Origin of the sequence: Kribbella sp. NPDC051952, assembly GCF_040680855.1 — a bacterium.
Taxonomy (GTDB): Bacteria; Actinomycetota; Actinomycetes; order Propionibacteriales; family Kribbellaceae; genus Kribbella.
Window position 1 is genome coordinate 233,857 of the sequence record NZ_JBFAXQ010000004.1, and the last position, 12,293, is coordinate 246,149.

Here is a 12,293-nt window from a genome sequence, read left to right on the forward strand (position 1 = left end):
GCGGTGCGATCGTCGTTTAGGTATGGGTCTGTTCGTGGGAGACGTGGTGGAGCCGGCGGCGGGAGCGGGCTCCGGCGTTCCACCGCCGGAGGCGTTCGAGGCGTTGTTCCGGGCGCATGCCGTCCGGCTGGTCCGGTTGGCCCACCTGCTCGGTGCCGAGGACGCGGAAGACGTGGTGCAGGAGGCGTTCTGCCGGCTGTACGTCGCCCGCGAGCAACGCGACATCGCCAACCTGACCGGGTACCTGAACCGGATCGTGGTCAACGAAGTTCGCACGCGGCAGCGGCGCAAGCTCCTCGCGGACCGCAAGATCCTGCACCTGATCACGGCCGCGCCCGCCGACGAGCAGCTCGAACGCGACGAGTCCATCCGCGGGCTGATGCGTGCGCTCGACGGCTTGGCGCCGCGGCAGCGCGAGGCGCTCGTACTGCGCTACTGGCTGGATCTGCCCCTGGCCGAGATCGCCGACGCGATGCAGGTACGCGTCGGCACGGTCAAATCACTCGTCAGCCGTGGCCTGGCCAGGCTCGCGGTCGAACTCGAGGACCACCGATGAACGAAACCGAGCGCCACCTGACGAAGGAGCTCGACCGAGCCGCGTCCGCCGTACAGGTCGACGTCGACCAGCTGTGGGAGGCGATGCAGGACCGCACGAGTGCTCCCGTGCCTGCGCATCCGGCCTGCTGGCGTCGGCGAGTTGCGCCGTACGTGGCGGCTGCTTCGGTGCTGGCAGTGTTCGCCGTCGTCGCCGCGCTCCTTGCCAACGGCAACCACTCGCCGAAACCCGCGACGACGCCGCATGCCAGCATCGGTGATTGGGCCTGCAAGGACCGGATGTCCATCGTGCCGGGTGTCGATCCCACGACCGGCGAGCGGGTTCGCGCCGTCCTCAATCCCGACGTACGGCCGCCGGAAGCAGAGGTGTACGGCGTACCGCGGTACGAGTTCACCTTCACTGGCAACACCGGCGTACTCGACTACGGCGACGACTCCGGCCGGCGCATCGCCCGCACCGACCTGACCCGGACCCCGACCGGCTGGCTGGTGGGCCAACGCACCTTGTGCTCCGGGCCGGATCGACGGCTGTCACCAGATCCGTCCGAACTCGGACAGCACACGGCGTCGCCCTTGCCGCTGGATCCGCGGTCGGCCCAGGTCAAGGCGACCCCGCCGATCGGTACGCCAATCATGCTCGACGATCGCATGTACTACGACGCCGTCGGAATGCTGCGCCATCGGACGCTCTATGTCTTCGCCGTCCAAGGCGGCTACCAGTTCGCCAGCATGCCGGCCGACGGCTCGTATTCGTCGGGCGCGCAGGCCGAAGACACGGTGGGCGCCAACCTCTCGCCGATCAACGGTTCCGACGACACCTATATCTTCGGCGACCACGACGCACGCCTGGGTCTCGTCCTCACCTACCTCACCAAGAAGACCTCGGTCGAAGGCATCACCTCGTATGACGTGCCAACCAACACCGCCGGCGCATCCCAGCACTTCAGCTTTCCCGGCGGCCGCACCCTCTACACAGTGGTGCCCGCCCCCGCCGAAGATGGCCGGACCTTGGTCACCGTCCACCGCTCAACCGGCGACGACCCCCCCCGACGCTACTAACATCACCTCGTGACCGACGATCAGCGGGCTCAGCGCGAGCAGGACCTCATCGCCTACTACAACAACGAGGCTCCGGCCCGCGTCGGCCGCGAACTCCCGGACGAACGAGTCGCACGGCGTACGGCGTACCTCCAGCAACTGGACCGGGAGAGCCGGCGGTCGGTCCTGGAGATCGGCTGCGGTCCCGGCCGCGACGGGCAGGCGATCTCGGACGCCGGATTCGACTACACCGGCGTGGATCTCGCGCCGGCGAGCGTCGACACCTGCCGCTCGCTAGGCCTCGACGCCCGGGTCGCGTCTGTCCTCGAGCTCCCCTTCGAGGACGCGACCTTCGACGCCGGCTGGACCATGAGCACCCTCCTGCACATCGCCAACGAGGACCTCGACCAAGCCCTGTCCGAAATCACCCGAGTCCTCCGCCCCGGCGCCCCACTGGCCATCGGCCTCTGGGGCGCCTCCGACCCCACCGAACAAGCCTGGCAGGACAACACCGACTTCGGCCCCGCCCGCTTCTTCAGCATCCGCACCGACCCCACCCTCCGCAAAACCCTCCGACTCCACGCAGACCTCGAGCTATGGCAAACCTGGAACGACGACCAGGCCATGCACTACCAATGGGCAGTCCTCCGAACCACCCGCTGAATCAATCCGTTCGGCGGCGCCTGGTGGCGTGCGGACGCCCCTTCGAGCGAAGGACCGTGGTTTCGGCCTGAGCATGGTGGCGGCCCTGGCGGAGGAAGTCGATCAGGAACTCGAGCTGGGCGTTGGTGTAGCCGGCGAGCTGGTCCTGCCAACGCGTGTCCATCGACTCGTAGTACTGCGCGATGTCGGCGACGCGTTCGGGCACGACCTGGATCACGATGCGGCGGCGGTCGGCTGGGTCGGGTTCGCGACGGACATAGCCGGCACGCTCGAGCCGGTCGACCAGCCGGGTAACCGCGCCGGTAGTCATGCCCATCAGGTCGGCCAACTGACGTGCGCCGGCCGGACCGATCTCCAGCAGGGCACTGATCGCGTGGATGTCGGTCAGCGGCATGCCGAGCTGGTCGGCGACGGCGATCTGGTAGCGCACTGCTGCCGACACGTACCACGGCATCTCCTGGACCAATGCGCCCTGCAGCTCTGCCCGCTCGCTCGCCATGGACCAAACCTACGGGTACCCCTGATTGATCCCGGGTAGCTGCTGTAAGCAGTAGATGCTTGAAGCAGCGAAATGCTTCACTCCTGCTATGAGAGAGAACTGGAAGCCCTACGCCCTCGTGGTCCCGTTCAGCGCCCTGATCACCGGGCTGTTCAACCTGTCCAGCTGGATTCCGTGGCCCCTGGCGGTCGTGATCGGCGCGGCCTGGGGATGCCTGATCGGCCTGATCGCCACCAGGATCGGCGCCAGGCCGCGGGTCGCGGACGGCCTGATCGTGCTCGGCACCGCCGGGTTCGCGTTCGCAGGCTGCGGTGGCCTGATGGCGATCCTCCTGCTGAACGGTGCACTCAACAGCACCTCACTGACCGGCGAGGCGCTCGAGCAGATGTTCCTGCCGTCCATCCCGTACTACATCGCGGTCAACAGCATCCTCGAACTGCTGATCATCCCGGCCGTCCTGTACGTCGCCTGGCGGCCCGGCCGGCGCCGGATCCTGATCGTGGCCGCGGCCGTTCTCTACTTCGCGATGCGGGTGTGGACCTATCTCGCCTTCGTGCCCGCTCGCCTCGGCTGGGCCGACTCCGATCATTCGATCCAACCGCTGTCCGACGTCGAACGGGCGCAGGCGGCCAAGGATCTGATGCTCGACGATCCGCGCTGGATCCTGCTGCTGATCATGTTCGTGCTGTTCGTGCTAGCGGCGTTTCTGCGGCCCGCGGATGGCGACGTAGAGGAGGGATACTCCGCCGGCGGCGACCAGGGGGCCGACTATGGCCCAGAAGGTGCTGCCGGTCATGGAGCTGCCTTTGAGGTCGCCGAGGCCTTGGAGGGTCCAGATCGCGCCGATGGCGAGGAGGAGGATGCCGCAGGCGATGGCGAGGATCTTTCCCATGGGGTGAGGTTAGTCGAGGAGGGCGTCGCAGAGGTCGACGAGTTGCCGGCGGAGTGGGCGGGCGCGATCGGCGAAGGCTCGTTGGGCGGCGGCGTACTCGGCTTTGCCGGCCGGGGTCTCGATCGGCACCGGCACGTAGCCCAGGGGAGCGAAGTCGTAGGGGGAGGCGCGCATGTCGAGGGTGCGGATGTCGCGGGCCAGTTCGAAGCAGTCCAGCACCAACGCGCTCGGCGCGAACGGCATCAGCTTGGACGCCCATTTGTAGAGGTCCATGTTGGCGTGCAGGCAACCGCCCTGTTCCAATGCTGGTTGGGATTCGCGCGTCGGCTGCAGGACGTTCAACGGTCGGGCCGGTGACGTGAAGAAGCGGAACGCGTCGAAGTGCGAGCACGCGATCTTGTGCGACTCGACCACCTGATCGGTGCCCTCCGCACCTAATCGCAACGGCCACGAACCATGACGTACGTCGTCAGTCCGGTAGACCATCGCCCACTCGTGCAGCCCGAAACACCCGAACTGGGGTTGGCGATCCAGCGTCGCCCCGAGCAGTCGCCGGATCCACCGGATGCTGTCCGCCCGGCGCGTGATCTCCGCCGGATCCAGGCACGCGGCCCCGTCGGCGTACGTGTACCCCCGGCGTCCGTCGTACGCCGAAGCCGACAGCAACCGCACTCCCGGTCCCGGGTGCCAGACCCGCAGCTGGTTCGGGCGCGTGGGGTAATAGGTGAACAGAAAGTCCTCGACCGGATGCGGTTCACGCCGCTGTCGGCGTTCGAGGTGATCGGCGAGCAACGCGTCCACGCGGACCGAGTGGTCCGTCGCGTACGACGTCCACTCGGCAACAGTCAGCGTGACAGTCACAGGTCCGGGTCGAGCGGGTCCGGGTCGAGCGGGTCCGGGTCGAGCAGGTCCGGATCGAGCAGGTCCAGGGCGAACGCCCACAGGTCCACGCCCGCGATCGGGGACCAGTCACGCGACGGCAGCCGGGTGAAGCCAAGACGCTCGTACAGACGGTGTGCCGTCGTCATGTAGATCGCGCTGCTCATGACCAGCCGATCGACCCCCAATTCCCGGGTGCGGTCAATGCAGCGGTTGGTCAGAGCCGTCCCGATCCCCAGCCCGCGCGCCCGCCCCGCGACCCCGAGCATCCGGAACTCGCCCTCGCCGTCTCGCCCGATCTCTCGGTAAACAGAGCCAGGCGGACAGTAAGTAACAGTGCCGAGCAGACCCTCGGCGTCGGCCGCGACCCACAGCTCAGCCTTGGCGGCCCGATCCGCGGCCGCACGAAGCGTCCGCGCGTAATCACCCCGCACGAAACCGTCGTGCGTATAGGCCTCCACGGTCAGCTCGCCCACCGCGTCGTACTCAGCCGGAACGGCCAGGCGGATATCAACAGTCACCGCATAACTGTCTCATTCCGCGGCGACGGTAGGCTCAGCCCGTGCGTATCGCCAGATTCTCCGTCGACGACGAGCCCAAGTACGGCGTTGTCGAGACCGACGACCCCGAGGGCCTCACCGGCACGGTCGCCGTGCTGGACTCGGACCCGCTCTACCGGCCGGTCCAGTTCACCGGCGAGAAGCTGCAGCTGGCCGATGTCCGGCTGCTCGCGCCGGTGATCCCGCGCAGCAAGGTCGTCTGCGTCGGCCGGAACTACGCGGCCCACGCGCAGGAGCTCGGCAACGAGGTTCCGAAGGAACCGCTGATCTTCCTCAAGCCGAACACCAGTGTGATCGGCCCGCGCGACGGCATCGTGTACCCCGAGCAGACCAACGACCTGAACTTCGAGGGCGAGCTCGCGATCGTGATCGGTCGGATCTGCCGTGATCTGCCCAAGGAGCGGGTCAACGAGGTGATCTTCGGCTACACGATCGCCAACGACGTGACCGCGCGCGACCTGCAGAAGAGCGACGGCCAATGGGCCCGGGCCAAGGGGTACGACACGTTCTGCCCGCTCGGTCCGTGGATCACGACCGAGCTGGACGTGTCCGACGTACGCGTCTCGACGGAGGTGAACGGGGAGCCGAAGCAGGACGGGCGGACCTCGCAGTTCATCTTCGACATCCCGGAGGTGCTGGCCTACATCACCTCCTTCACCACCCTGCTGCCCGGCGACGTGGTGCTGACCGGCACCCCGGCGGGGGTCGGCCCGATGCTGCCCGGCGACGAGGTCGCGGTCAGCGTCGAAGGAATCGGAACTCTGACGAACAAGGTGATCGTGCGTGACTGACGACGTGCTGGGCGACCTCGAGCCGAACGAGGTGCGGGTACGGTTCCCACCGTCGCCGACCGGTCTGCTGACCGTCGGCAACATCCGCAGCGCGCTGTTCAACTGGGCCTTCGCCCGGCACTACGGCGGCAAGCTGGTGCTCCGCATCGAGGACACCGACCAGGCCCGCAACACCGATGAGGGCTACCAGTACACCTACGACTCGCTGCGCTGGCTCGGCCTCAACTGGGACGAGGGCCCGCAGGTCGGCGGCGAGTACGGGCCGTACCTGCAGTCCGAGCGGATGGACACGTACGCCGACGTCGTGGCGAAACTGCTCGCGGCGGGCAAGGCGTACCACTGCTACTGCTCGCAGGAGGAGCTCGACCAGCGCCGCGAGGCCGCGCGTACGGCCGGCCAGCACAGCGGGTACGACGGCCACTGCCGCGTCCTCACCGACGAGCAGGTCAAGGCGTACGTCGACGAGGGCCGCCGGCCCGTGGTCCGGCTGCGGATGCCCGACCGGCCGATCGTGTTCGACGACCTGGTCCGCGGCGAGATCACCTTCCTGCCGGAGAATCTGGGCGACTACGTCCTGGTCCGGGCGAACGGTTACCCGCTCTACCCGCTGGTGAACCCGGTGGACGACGCGCTGATGAACATCACCCACGTGCTCCGCGGCGAGGATCTGTTGCCGTCGACGCCGCGGCAGATCGCGCTGTACGAGGCGCTCGCCGACATCGGCATCGGCAGCGGCCGGACCCCGCGGTTCGGGCACCTGCCGTTCGTGATGGGCGAGGGCAACAAGCGGCTCTCCAAGCGGGACAAGGGTTCCGGCCTCGGCGAGTACATGGAGCGCGGCTTCCTGCCGGAGGGCCTGCTCAACTACCTGGCCCTGCTCGGCTGGTCGATCGCCGAGGACCGCGACGTGTTCACGATGGCCGAGATGGTCGAGGCCTTCGACATCCGCAAGGTGAACTCGAACTCGGCCCGCTTCGATCCGAAGAAGTGCGAGGCGATCAACGCGTCGCACATGCGGATGCTGCCGCCGGAGGAGTTCGCCCAGCGGATGATCCCGTTCCTGGCCCAGGGCGGCGTGCTTCCGGCCGAGCCTTCGGCTGACCAGCTCAAGGTGCTGCAGGCCGCCGTACCGCTGGTGCAGGAGCGGATGAACACGCTGTCCGAGTCGGTCGACATGCTCGGGTTCCTGTTCATCGACGACGACGCGTTCACGATCGATCCGGATGCCGCGGCCAAGGGTCTGAATGGCGATGCGGGTGCGGTCCTGGAGGCGTCGGCGAAGGCGCTCGCGGACGTCGAGTGGACCACCGAGGCGATCGAGGCGGCCCTGCGGGCGTCGCTGATCGACGGGCTCGGATTGAAGCCGAAGAACGCGTTCGGCCCGGTCCGGGTGGCGATCTCCGGACGTCGGATCTCGCCGCCGCTGTTCGAGTCACTGGAACTGCTCGGCCGGGAGAAGTCGCTGCACCGGCTCGAGCAGGCCCGCCGTACGACGTCATGACCCCGCAGGACTCCACTCCGGAAGCCCCGACGTACCTGCGCCTGCTGCGGAACACGAACAGCCCGCGCGGGTACGTCGTGCTCGGGGCGCTCGCGATCCTGGTCGGCTGGATGGTCGTCGGGGTCGTGATCCTCGGGTTCCAGCAGGCGATCCGGAAGGACCCCGAGGGCACGGTCTCGTGGTTCGGGCTGCTGGCGACGAACCTGACGTTGATCGTCCTGATCCCGCTCAGCATGGTGGTCGCGCAGAAGCTGAACGGGCAGGCGCCGGGGTTGTTGTCGTCCGTGGTCGGGCGGTTGCGGTGGCGGCCGCTGGCCTGGTTCGCGCTGATCGCCGTCGCGCTCGAGTTGGTGATGCTCGCGGTGATCCAGTTCGGCAACATCGAGCTCGCCGGCGCCGAACAACATGGCGGCGGCGCGGCGCCGGATGCGGTCGCGGTGATCGCGGTCACGGTGCTGACGTCCTCGTTCCAGGCGGCGGGGGAGGAGTACTTCTTCCGCGGCTACCTGCTGCAGGCGGTCGGTGCGCTGGTGCGGAGTTCGGTGATAGCGATCCTGGTCACGACGCTGCTCTTCACGATCGCGCACGGGATCTGGCCGTGGCAGAGCCCGGCGCTGTTCCTGGACCGGTTCGCGTTCGGTCTGGTCGCTGCCCTGCTCGTGATCCGTACGGGCGGTCTGGAGGCCTCGATCGCGGCGCACGCGGCGAACAACGTGGTGACGTTCATCTTCGCGGCCCTGACGGACAGCGTCGGCGCGAGCCTCGGCGTCAAGGACGCGCCGTGGGGCCTCGTGACGCTCGACGTGGTGAAGTTCGTGGCCTTCGGCGCGATCGCGCTCTGGCTGGCCCGCCGGTTCAAACTGGACAACGTCTGCACGTTGCCGTTGACCGGTACGGCGGCACCCGGCACGAGGCTGGTGTGACGGGAGTGACAACCCGCGAGAGCCGACCCGTTTTGGTGTCCGGGCCGATGCTCGGGTACTCTCTTCGAGCCAGGTTGTGAGGGCGGAGACGGTCTCACAATCGCAGAGAAATGCCTTGGGGTATGGGGTAATTGGCAGCCCGTCTGATTCTGGTTCAGTTAGTCTAGGTTCGAGTCCTAGTACCCCAGCGGATTGGACCGCGCCGATGGAAATCGGTAAGGTTCAACCTCGTTGCCCGGCCCGCAAGGACCGGTCGACAACCCTCTGGCCCCGTTGTGTAGCGGCCTAGCACGCCGCCCTCTCAAGGCGGTAGCGCGGGTTCGAATCCCGTCGGGGCTACCAGAGAAAAGCCTCCCACCCTCGCGGGTGGGAGGCTTTGTTGCTTCAGCGCCGCCGGACCGCGTACGTGAGGGTTGCGATCACTGTGTACGCGGCCGCGAGCAGGATCCCGAGCCGGGCGTTGTCCGCTTCGGTGACCATCGTGAAGAAGAACCCGCTGCCGACGGCGTTGAGGCTCGCGTGCCACACGGCCACCAGTTGCCACCGCCCGCCGCTTGCGACGAAGACCTGCAGCATCACCATCGTGAAAGCGGCGTTCCCGACGACCCCGAGCACCCAGGGCAGATCACCGTTGAGCATCAACGGCAGATGCCAGAGGATCCGCATCGCCGACGCGAGCAACCAAGCGACGACCAAGCCGTGCCGGCGCAGCAGGATCGGTGCCGCGAACGCCATCCAGCCGGCCTCCTCGCCGATCCCGATCAGCACCACCAGCACAGGGATCGTCGCCAGTGCGCCAGGCCAGCCCGCCAGTTGTTCCCCGGTGGGCAGCGGCGCACCTAGTAGATGATTCACCAGCACGTTGAGGACGTGCACCGCGGCCGGAGCCAGGACGGCGAGCAGATACCACTTCGGCGCGGCTCGCCAGTTGCGCAGCCGCCCGCCCCACTCCCGCAGCTCCGCACGCCCCTGGCAGGCGGTCACGATCAACGCGGCGGGAAGTGGGCCGAGCGGGAAATTGCCGGGATTCGATCCGATGCCGAAGAAGGCCAGGATCCACGGCGCCCAGCCGAACAGGCAGGCCAGCAGGACGAAGCTGAGGACCGGATGGCGCCGGACGAGTCCGGTCGCCGGGTTGGTCCTGTAGTGATGCGGCACGGGCAGAACGGTGGGTGCGAGCATGGCACTCCTTCCATACGCCTCCGTATGGAGGATGGTCCATACGGTAGCGTATGGCCATGGCAGCTGGGAAGCGCGAATCCTTGTCGGCGAACGACTGGACGGCGGCGGCACTCGATGCGCTGGCCCGAGGTGGTCTCGGGGCGATCGCGGTCGAGCCGCTGGCCAAGGCGCTCGGCGCGACGAAAGGCAGCTTCTACTGGCACTTCGCCGACCGGAACGCACTCATCGCCGCGGCCCTCGAGCGCTGGGAGCAACGCGATACCGAACGGGTGATCGCGACGACCGATCAGGCCCCGGAGGTCGCGACCCGGTTACGCAACCTGCTGCGCCTGGTCTTCACGGCCGTGCTCGGAGACACCGGCACCGGGTCCGTCGAGCTGGCGTTGCAGGCCACCGCGACCCATCCGCTGGTCGCGCCCACGCTCGCTCGGGTGACCGAACGCCGGCTCGACTACCTCACCTCACTCTTCACCGAACTCGGCCTGTCCCGGGCGCGCGCCCGGGACCGCGGCCTGCTCGCGTACGCCGCCTTCCTGGGTCATGCGCAGCTCATGCACTCGACGCCGGCGCTCGTACCGACTGGCCGGGCGCTGTCCGGTCACATCGACCGCTTGATCGAAACCCTGACGACGATCGAAGACTGACGGGCTGGCGACTCACCTGGAGGAGACCATGAACCGAATCATCCTGGACACCGACATCGGCTCGGACGTCGACGACGCGATGGCCCTCGCCCAGCTCATGGGCACCCCGGGCTTCGACCTCGTCGAGGTCCACACCGTGTACGGCGACACCCGCCTGCGCGCCCAGATAGCCCGCCGGTACGCCGCCCTCGCCGGCCTCGAGGTGGATGTCGTCGCAGGTACGGCGAAGCCCTTGTCGGGACGTGAGGTGTGGTGGGCAGGCCACGAAGGGACGAGCCGGAGGTGGCGCGGTGGGTCCGGCGGCTCTGGGTGATGGGCGGATCGTTCGGTCCCGATGCCGAGCCCGAACACAACTTCCGCAGTGACGAGGCCGCGCAGACCGTGCTCAACGCCGGCATCCCGACGACGGTCACCGGGCTGGAGATCACCCAGCGGGTCAGCATCGACTCGGGTCGGCTGGAACGGATCCGGGCCGCCGGTGCCTTGGGTGCTGCGCTCGGTGGGGACATCGAGCAATGGTGGGCGCACTGGAACAAGACCTGGAACGTCCGGCACGATCCGGTCGCGGTCCTGACTCTGACCCGGCCCGACCTGTTCACGTTCTCCGCGCCCGGCCGGATCGACATCACCCTCGGAACCGGCCTGAGCGCGTTCGTCGCCGATCCCGCCGGCACGGTCCGGATCGCGACCGATCTCGACACCGAGGCGGTGGCCGAGGAGATCACGACCCGGATCGTCGCAGCCGGCGGCTAGGCGGGCGACGGGGTGATGGTCGGCGGCGCAGAGCCCAGTGCCCGACGCACGCTGAAGCCGACGGCGATCAGTACGACGCCCCACACCAGCGCCGTGACACCGAGCAGTACGGCGATGCTGACCGCGCCGGCGCCCGGATTCGCGGCGAACAGGACGCCGAGCAGGATCGACAGGGCGGCGCTCAGCACCAGCAGCCATCGCGGCATCACCTGACGACTGCTGAACGCGCCGAACAGCTCGAACACCCCGCGGACGATCAGCCAGATCCCGAGGATCCAGGTCAGCGTCTTCGCCGTCATGCCCGGACTGGTGATCGCGAAGAAGCCGGCGATCAGCGCGATCACGCCGAGCACGATCAGCCAGAGCCGGCTACCGCGAGACTCCGGCTGGAACGCCTGGACGATCGAACCGATGCCGTCTGTCAGGGCCCAGAAGCCCCAGAGCAGCGCGAGTGCGATCGCCGTGGAGATCGGCCAGACGATCGCGAGAATCCCGAACACGATGCCGATCACGCCCCGGACGAACAGCATCTTCCAACCGACGGTAAGCCAGTCCCGCTCCATGCCAGACCTCCTCGAGGATTTCCACTCTCATGGTGATCCCGGGGCGGTCGGGTGACAACTACTCAGAGGCGCGACGTAGCGCTTCGGAGAGACGTTCGGCGGCGGCCATCACGGCCGGGGCGTGCATCCGGCCGGGTTGACGGGAGAGCCGCTCGATCGGACCGGAGACGGAGACGGCGGCAATGACCTTGCCGCTGGGGGAGCGGACCGGAGCCGAGACGGACGCGACGCCCTGCTCCCGCTCGCCGACCGAGTGGGCCCAGCCGCGACGCCGGACGCCGGCCAGGGCGGCCGCGTTGAAGGTCGCGTTGTGGAGGCCGCGGTGCATCCGCTCCGGGTCCTCCCAGGCAAGCAGTATTTGCGCCGCGGAGCCTGCGGCCATGGTCAACTGGCTGCCGACCGGCACGGTGTCGCGCAGACCGGAAGGACGCTCGGCGGCGGCGACGCAGACCCGGTACTCACCCTGGCGGCGGAACAGCTGCGCCGACTCACCGGTGATGTCCCGCAGTCGCGCCAGCACCGGTCCGGCGGTTGCGAGCAGCCGGTCCTCACCGGCGGCGGAGGCCAACTCACTGAGTCGCGGTCCGAGCACGAACCGTCCCTGCATGTCGCGGCCGACCAGCCGGTGGTGCTCCAGCGCCACCGCCAGCCGGTGTGCGGTCGGCCGGGCCAGCCCGGTGGCCGCCACGAGTCCAGCCAGGGTCGCCGGCCCGGACTCGAGGGCGGACAGAACGAGGGCTGCTTTGTCGAGAACGCCGACTCCGCTAGAGTTGTCCATGGGACGATATTGCCGTCTCGAATCGTGGAACGCAAGTGGCTTCCGCACTCGGTTCCGGAGCACTGTGAGCGA

The 12,293-nt window shown here is 68.2% G+C and carries 14 protein-coding genes, 2 tRNA genes and 1 pseudogene; 12 read left to right on the top strand and 5 right to left on the bottom strand.

The annotated features are described in order from the left end of the window. Nucleotides 1-22: 22 nt before the first annotated feature. Genes AB0L70_RS10400 through AB0L70_RS10410 form a run of 3 tightly spaced genes read left to right on the top strand, consistent with a single transcriptional unit; the run spans nt 23 to nt 2,256 of the window. On the top strand, nt 23-556 hold the full coding sequence (locus AB0L70_RS10400; RefSeq protein WP_363682258.1) for a sigma-70 family RNA polymerase sigma factor: 534 nt from the start codon (nt 23-25) through the stop codon (nt 554-556). Then, nucleotides 553-1,614, top strand: a complete 1,062-nt coding sequence (locus AB0L70_RS10405; protein ID WP_363682260.1) for a hypothetical protein — start codon at nt 553-555, stop codon at nt 1,612-1,614. Before AB0L70_RS10400 ends, AB0L70_RS10405 begins: the two co-directional genes overlap by 4 nt. Before the next feature lie 9 nt (nt 1,615-1,623). Continuing rightward, entirely contained in the window at nt 1,624-2,256 is a 633-nt protein-coding gene (locus tag AB0L70_RS10410) for a class I SAM-dependent methyltransferase (RefSeq protein ID WP_363682262.1), read from the top strand. Nucleotide 2,257: 1 nt separating this feature from the next. Here AB0L70_RS10410 and AB0L70_RS10415 read toward each other — a convergent pair whose 3' ends face one another. Next, the gene (locus AB0L70_RS10415; RefSeq protein ID WP_363682264.1) at nt 2,258-2,755 is read right to left on the bottom strand and encodes a MarR family transcriptional regulator; all 498 of its coding nucleotides are present in this window, start codon (nt 2,753-2,755) and stop codon (nt 2,258-2,260) included. 88 nt (nt 2,756-2,843) lie between these two features. On the opposite strand from AB0L70_RS10415, the gene AB0L70_RS10420 reads away from it, so the two are divergent. Next, nucleotides 2,844-4,004, top strand: coding sequence for a hypothetical protein (locus AB0L70_RS10420; RefSeq protein WP_363682266.1), 1,161 nt, complete (start codon nt 2,844-2,846; stop codon nt 4,002-4,004). Nucleotides 4,005-4,504: 500 nt separating this feature from the next. Here AB0L70_RS10420 and AB0L70_RS10425 read toward each other — a convergent pair whose 3' ends face one another. After that, nucleotides 4,505-5,047: a GNAT family N-acetyltransferase gene (locus AB0L70_RS10425; RefSeq protein WP_363682268.1), complete on the bottom strand. Its 543-nt coding sequence runs from the start codon at nt 5,045-5,047 to the stop codon at nt 4,505-4,507. A 41-nt stretch (nt 5,048-5,088) separates the two neighbouring features. Here AB0L70_RS10425 and AB0L70_RS10430 point away from each other — a divergent pair. The 5 genes and pseudogenes from AB0L70_RS10430 to AB0L70_RS10450 all read left to right on the top strand — a co-directional run. Continuing rightward, nucleotides 5,089-5,865: pseudogene (locus AB0L70_RS10430) on the top strand (fumarylacetoacetate hydrolase family protein); the annotation flags it as partial. Nucleotides 5,866-5,869: 4 nt separating this feature from the next. Next, a complete protein-coding gene (gene gltX / locus AB0L70_RS10435; RefSeq protein ID WP_363682270.1) occupies nt 5,870-7,378 on the top strand; it encodes a glutamate--tRNA ligase in 1,509 nt (502 codons plus the stop codon). After that, nucleotides 7,375-8,301: a type II CAAX endopeptidase family protein gene (locus AB0L70_RS10440; RefSeq protein ID WP_363682272.1), complete on the top strand. Its 927-nt coding sequence runs from the start codon at nt 7,375-7,377 to the stop codon at nt 8,299-8,301. Before gltX ends, AB0L70_RS10440 begins: the two co-directional genes overlap by 4 nt. A gap of 116 nt (nt 8,302-8,417) precedes the next feature. After that, nucleotides 8,418-8,489 (top strand) — tRNA-Gln (locus AB0L70_RS10445). Between the two features lie 78 nt (nt 8,490-8,567). Then, a tRNA-Glu gene (locus AB0L70_RS10450) sits at nt 8,568-8,643 on the top strand. Between the two features lie 42 nt (nt 8,644-8,685). Here the strand turns inward: AB0L70_RS10450 and AB0L70_RS10455 are convergent. Beyond that, on the bottom strand, nt 8,686-9,483 hold the full coding sequence (locus AB0L70_RS10455; protein WP_363682274.1) for a CPBP family glutamic-type intramembrane protease: 798 nt from the start codon (nt 9,481-9,483) through the stop codon (nt 8,686-8,688). A 56-nt stretch (nt 9,484-9,539) separates the two neighbouring features. Between AB0L70_RS10455 and AB0L70_RS10460 the strand changes: the two genes are divergently transcribed. Genes AB0L70_RS10460 through AB0L70_RS10470 form a run of 3 tightly spaced genes read left to right on the top strand, consistent with a single transcriptional unit; the run spans nt 9,540 to nt 10,880 of the window. Beyond that, nucleotides 9,540-10,127: a TetR/AcrR family transcriptional regulator gene (locus tag AB0L70_RS10460; protein ID WP_363682276.1), complete on the top strand. Its 588-nt coding sequence runs from the start codon at nt 9,540-9,542 to the stop codon at nt 10,125-10,127. 28 nt (nt 10,128-10,155) lie between these two features. Then, nucleotides 10,156-10,440 carry a nucleoside hydrolase gene (locus AB0L70_RS10465; protein WP_363682278.1) on the top strand — a complete coding sequence of 95 codons (285 nt, stop codon included), beginning with the start codon at nt 10,156-10,158 and terminating at the stop codon, nt 10,438-10,440. Further along, nucleotides 10,410-10,880: a nucleoside hydrolase gene (locus AB0L70_RS10470; protein WP_363682280.1), complete on the top strand. Its 471-nt coding sequence runs from the start codon at nt 10,410-10,412 to the stop codon at nt 10,878-10,880. The genes AB0L70_RS10465 and AB0L70_RS10470 overlap by 31 nt, the downstream gene beginning before the upstream one ends. Here the strand turns inward: AB0L70_RS10470 and AB0L70_RS10475 are convergent. After that, entirely contained in the window at nt 10,877-11,443 is a 567-nt protein-coding gene (locus AB0L70_RS10475) for an HdeD family acid-resistance protein (RefSeq protein ID WP_363682282.1), read from the bottom strand. The two genes, AB0L70_RS10470 and AB0L70_RS10475, sit on opposite strands and share 4 nt — an antisense overlap. Before the next feature lie 58 nt (nt 11,444-11,501). Continuing rightward, on the bottom strand, nt 11,502-12,221 hold the full coding sequence (locus AB0L70_RS10480) for an IclR family transcriptional regulator (RefSeq protein ID WP_012922430.1): 720 nt from the start codon (nt 12,219-12,221) through the stop codon (nt 11,502-11,504). Nucleotides 12,222-12,293: the final 72 nt, after the last annotated feature.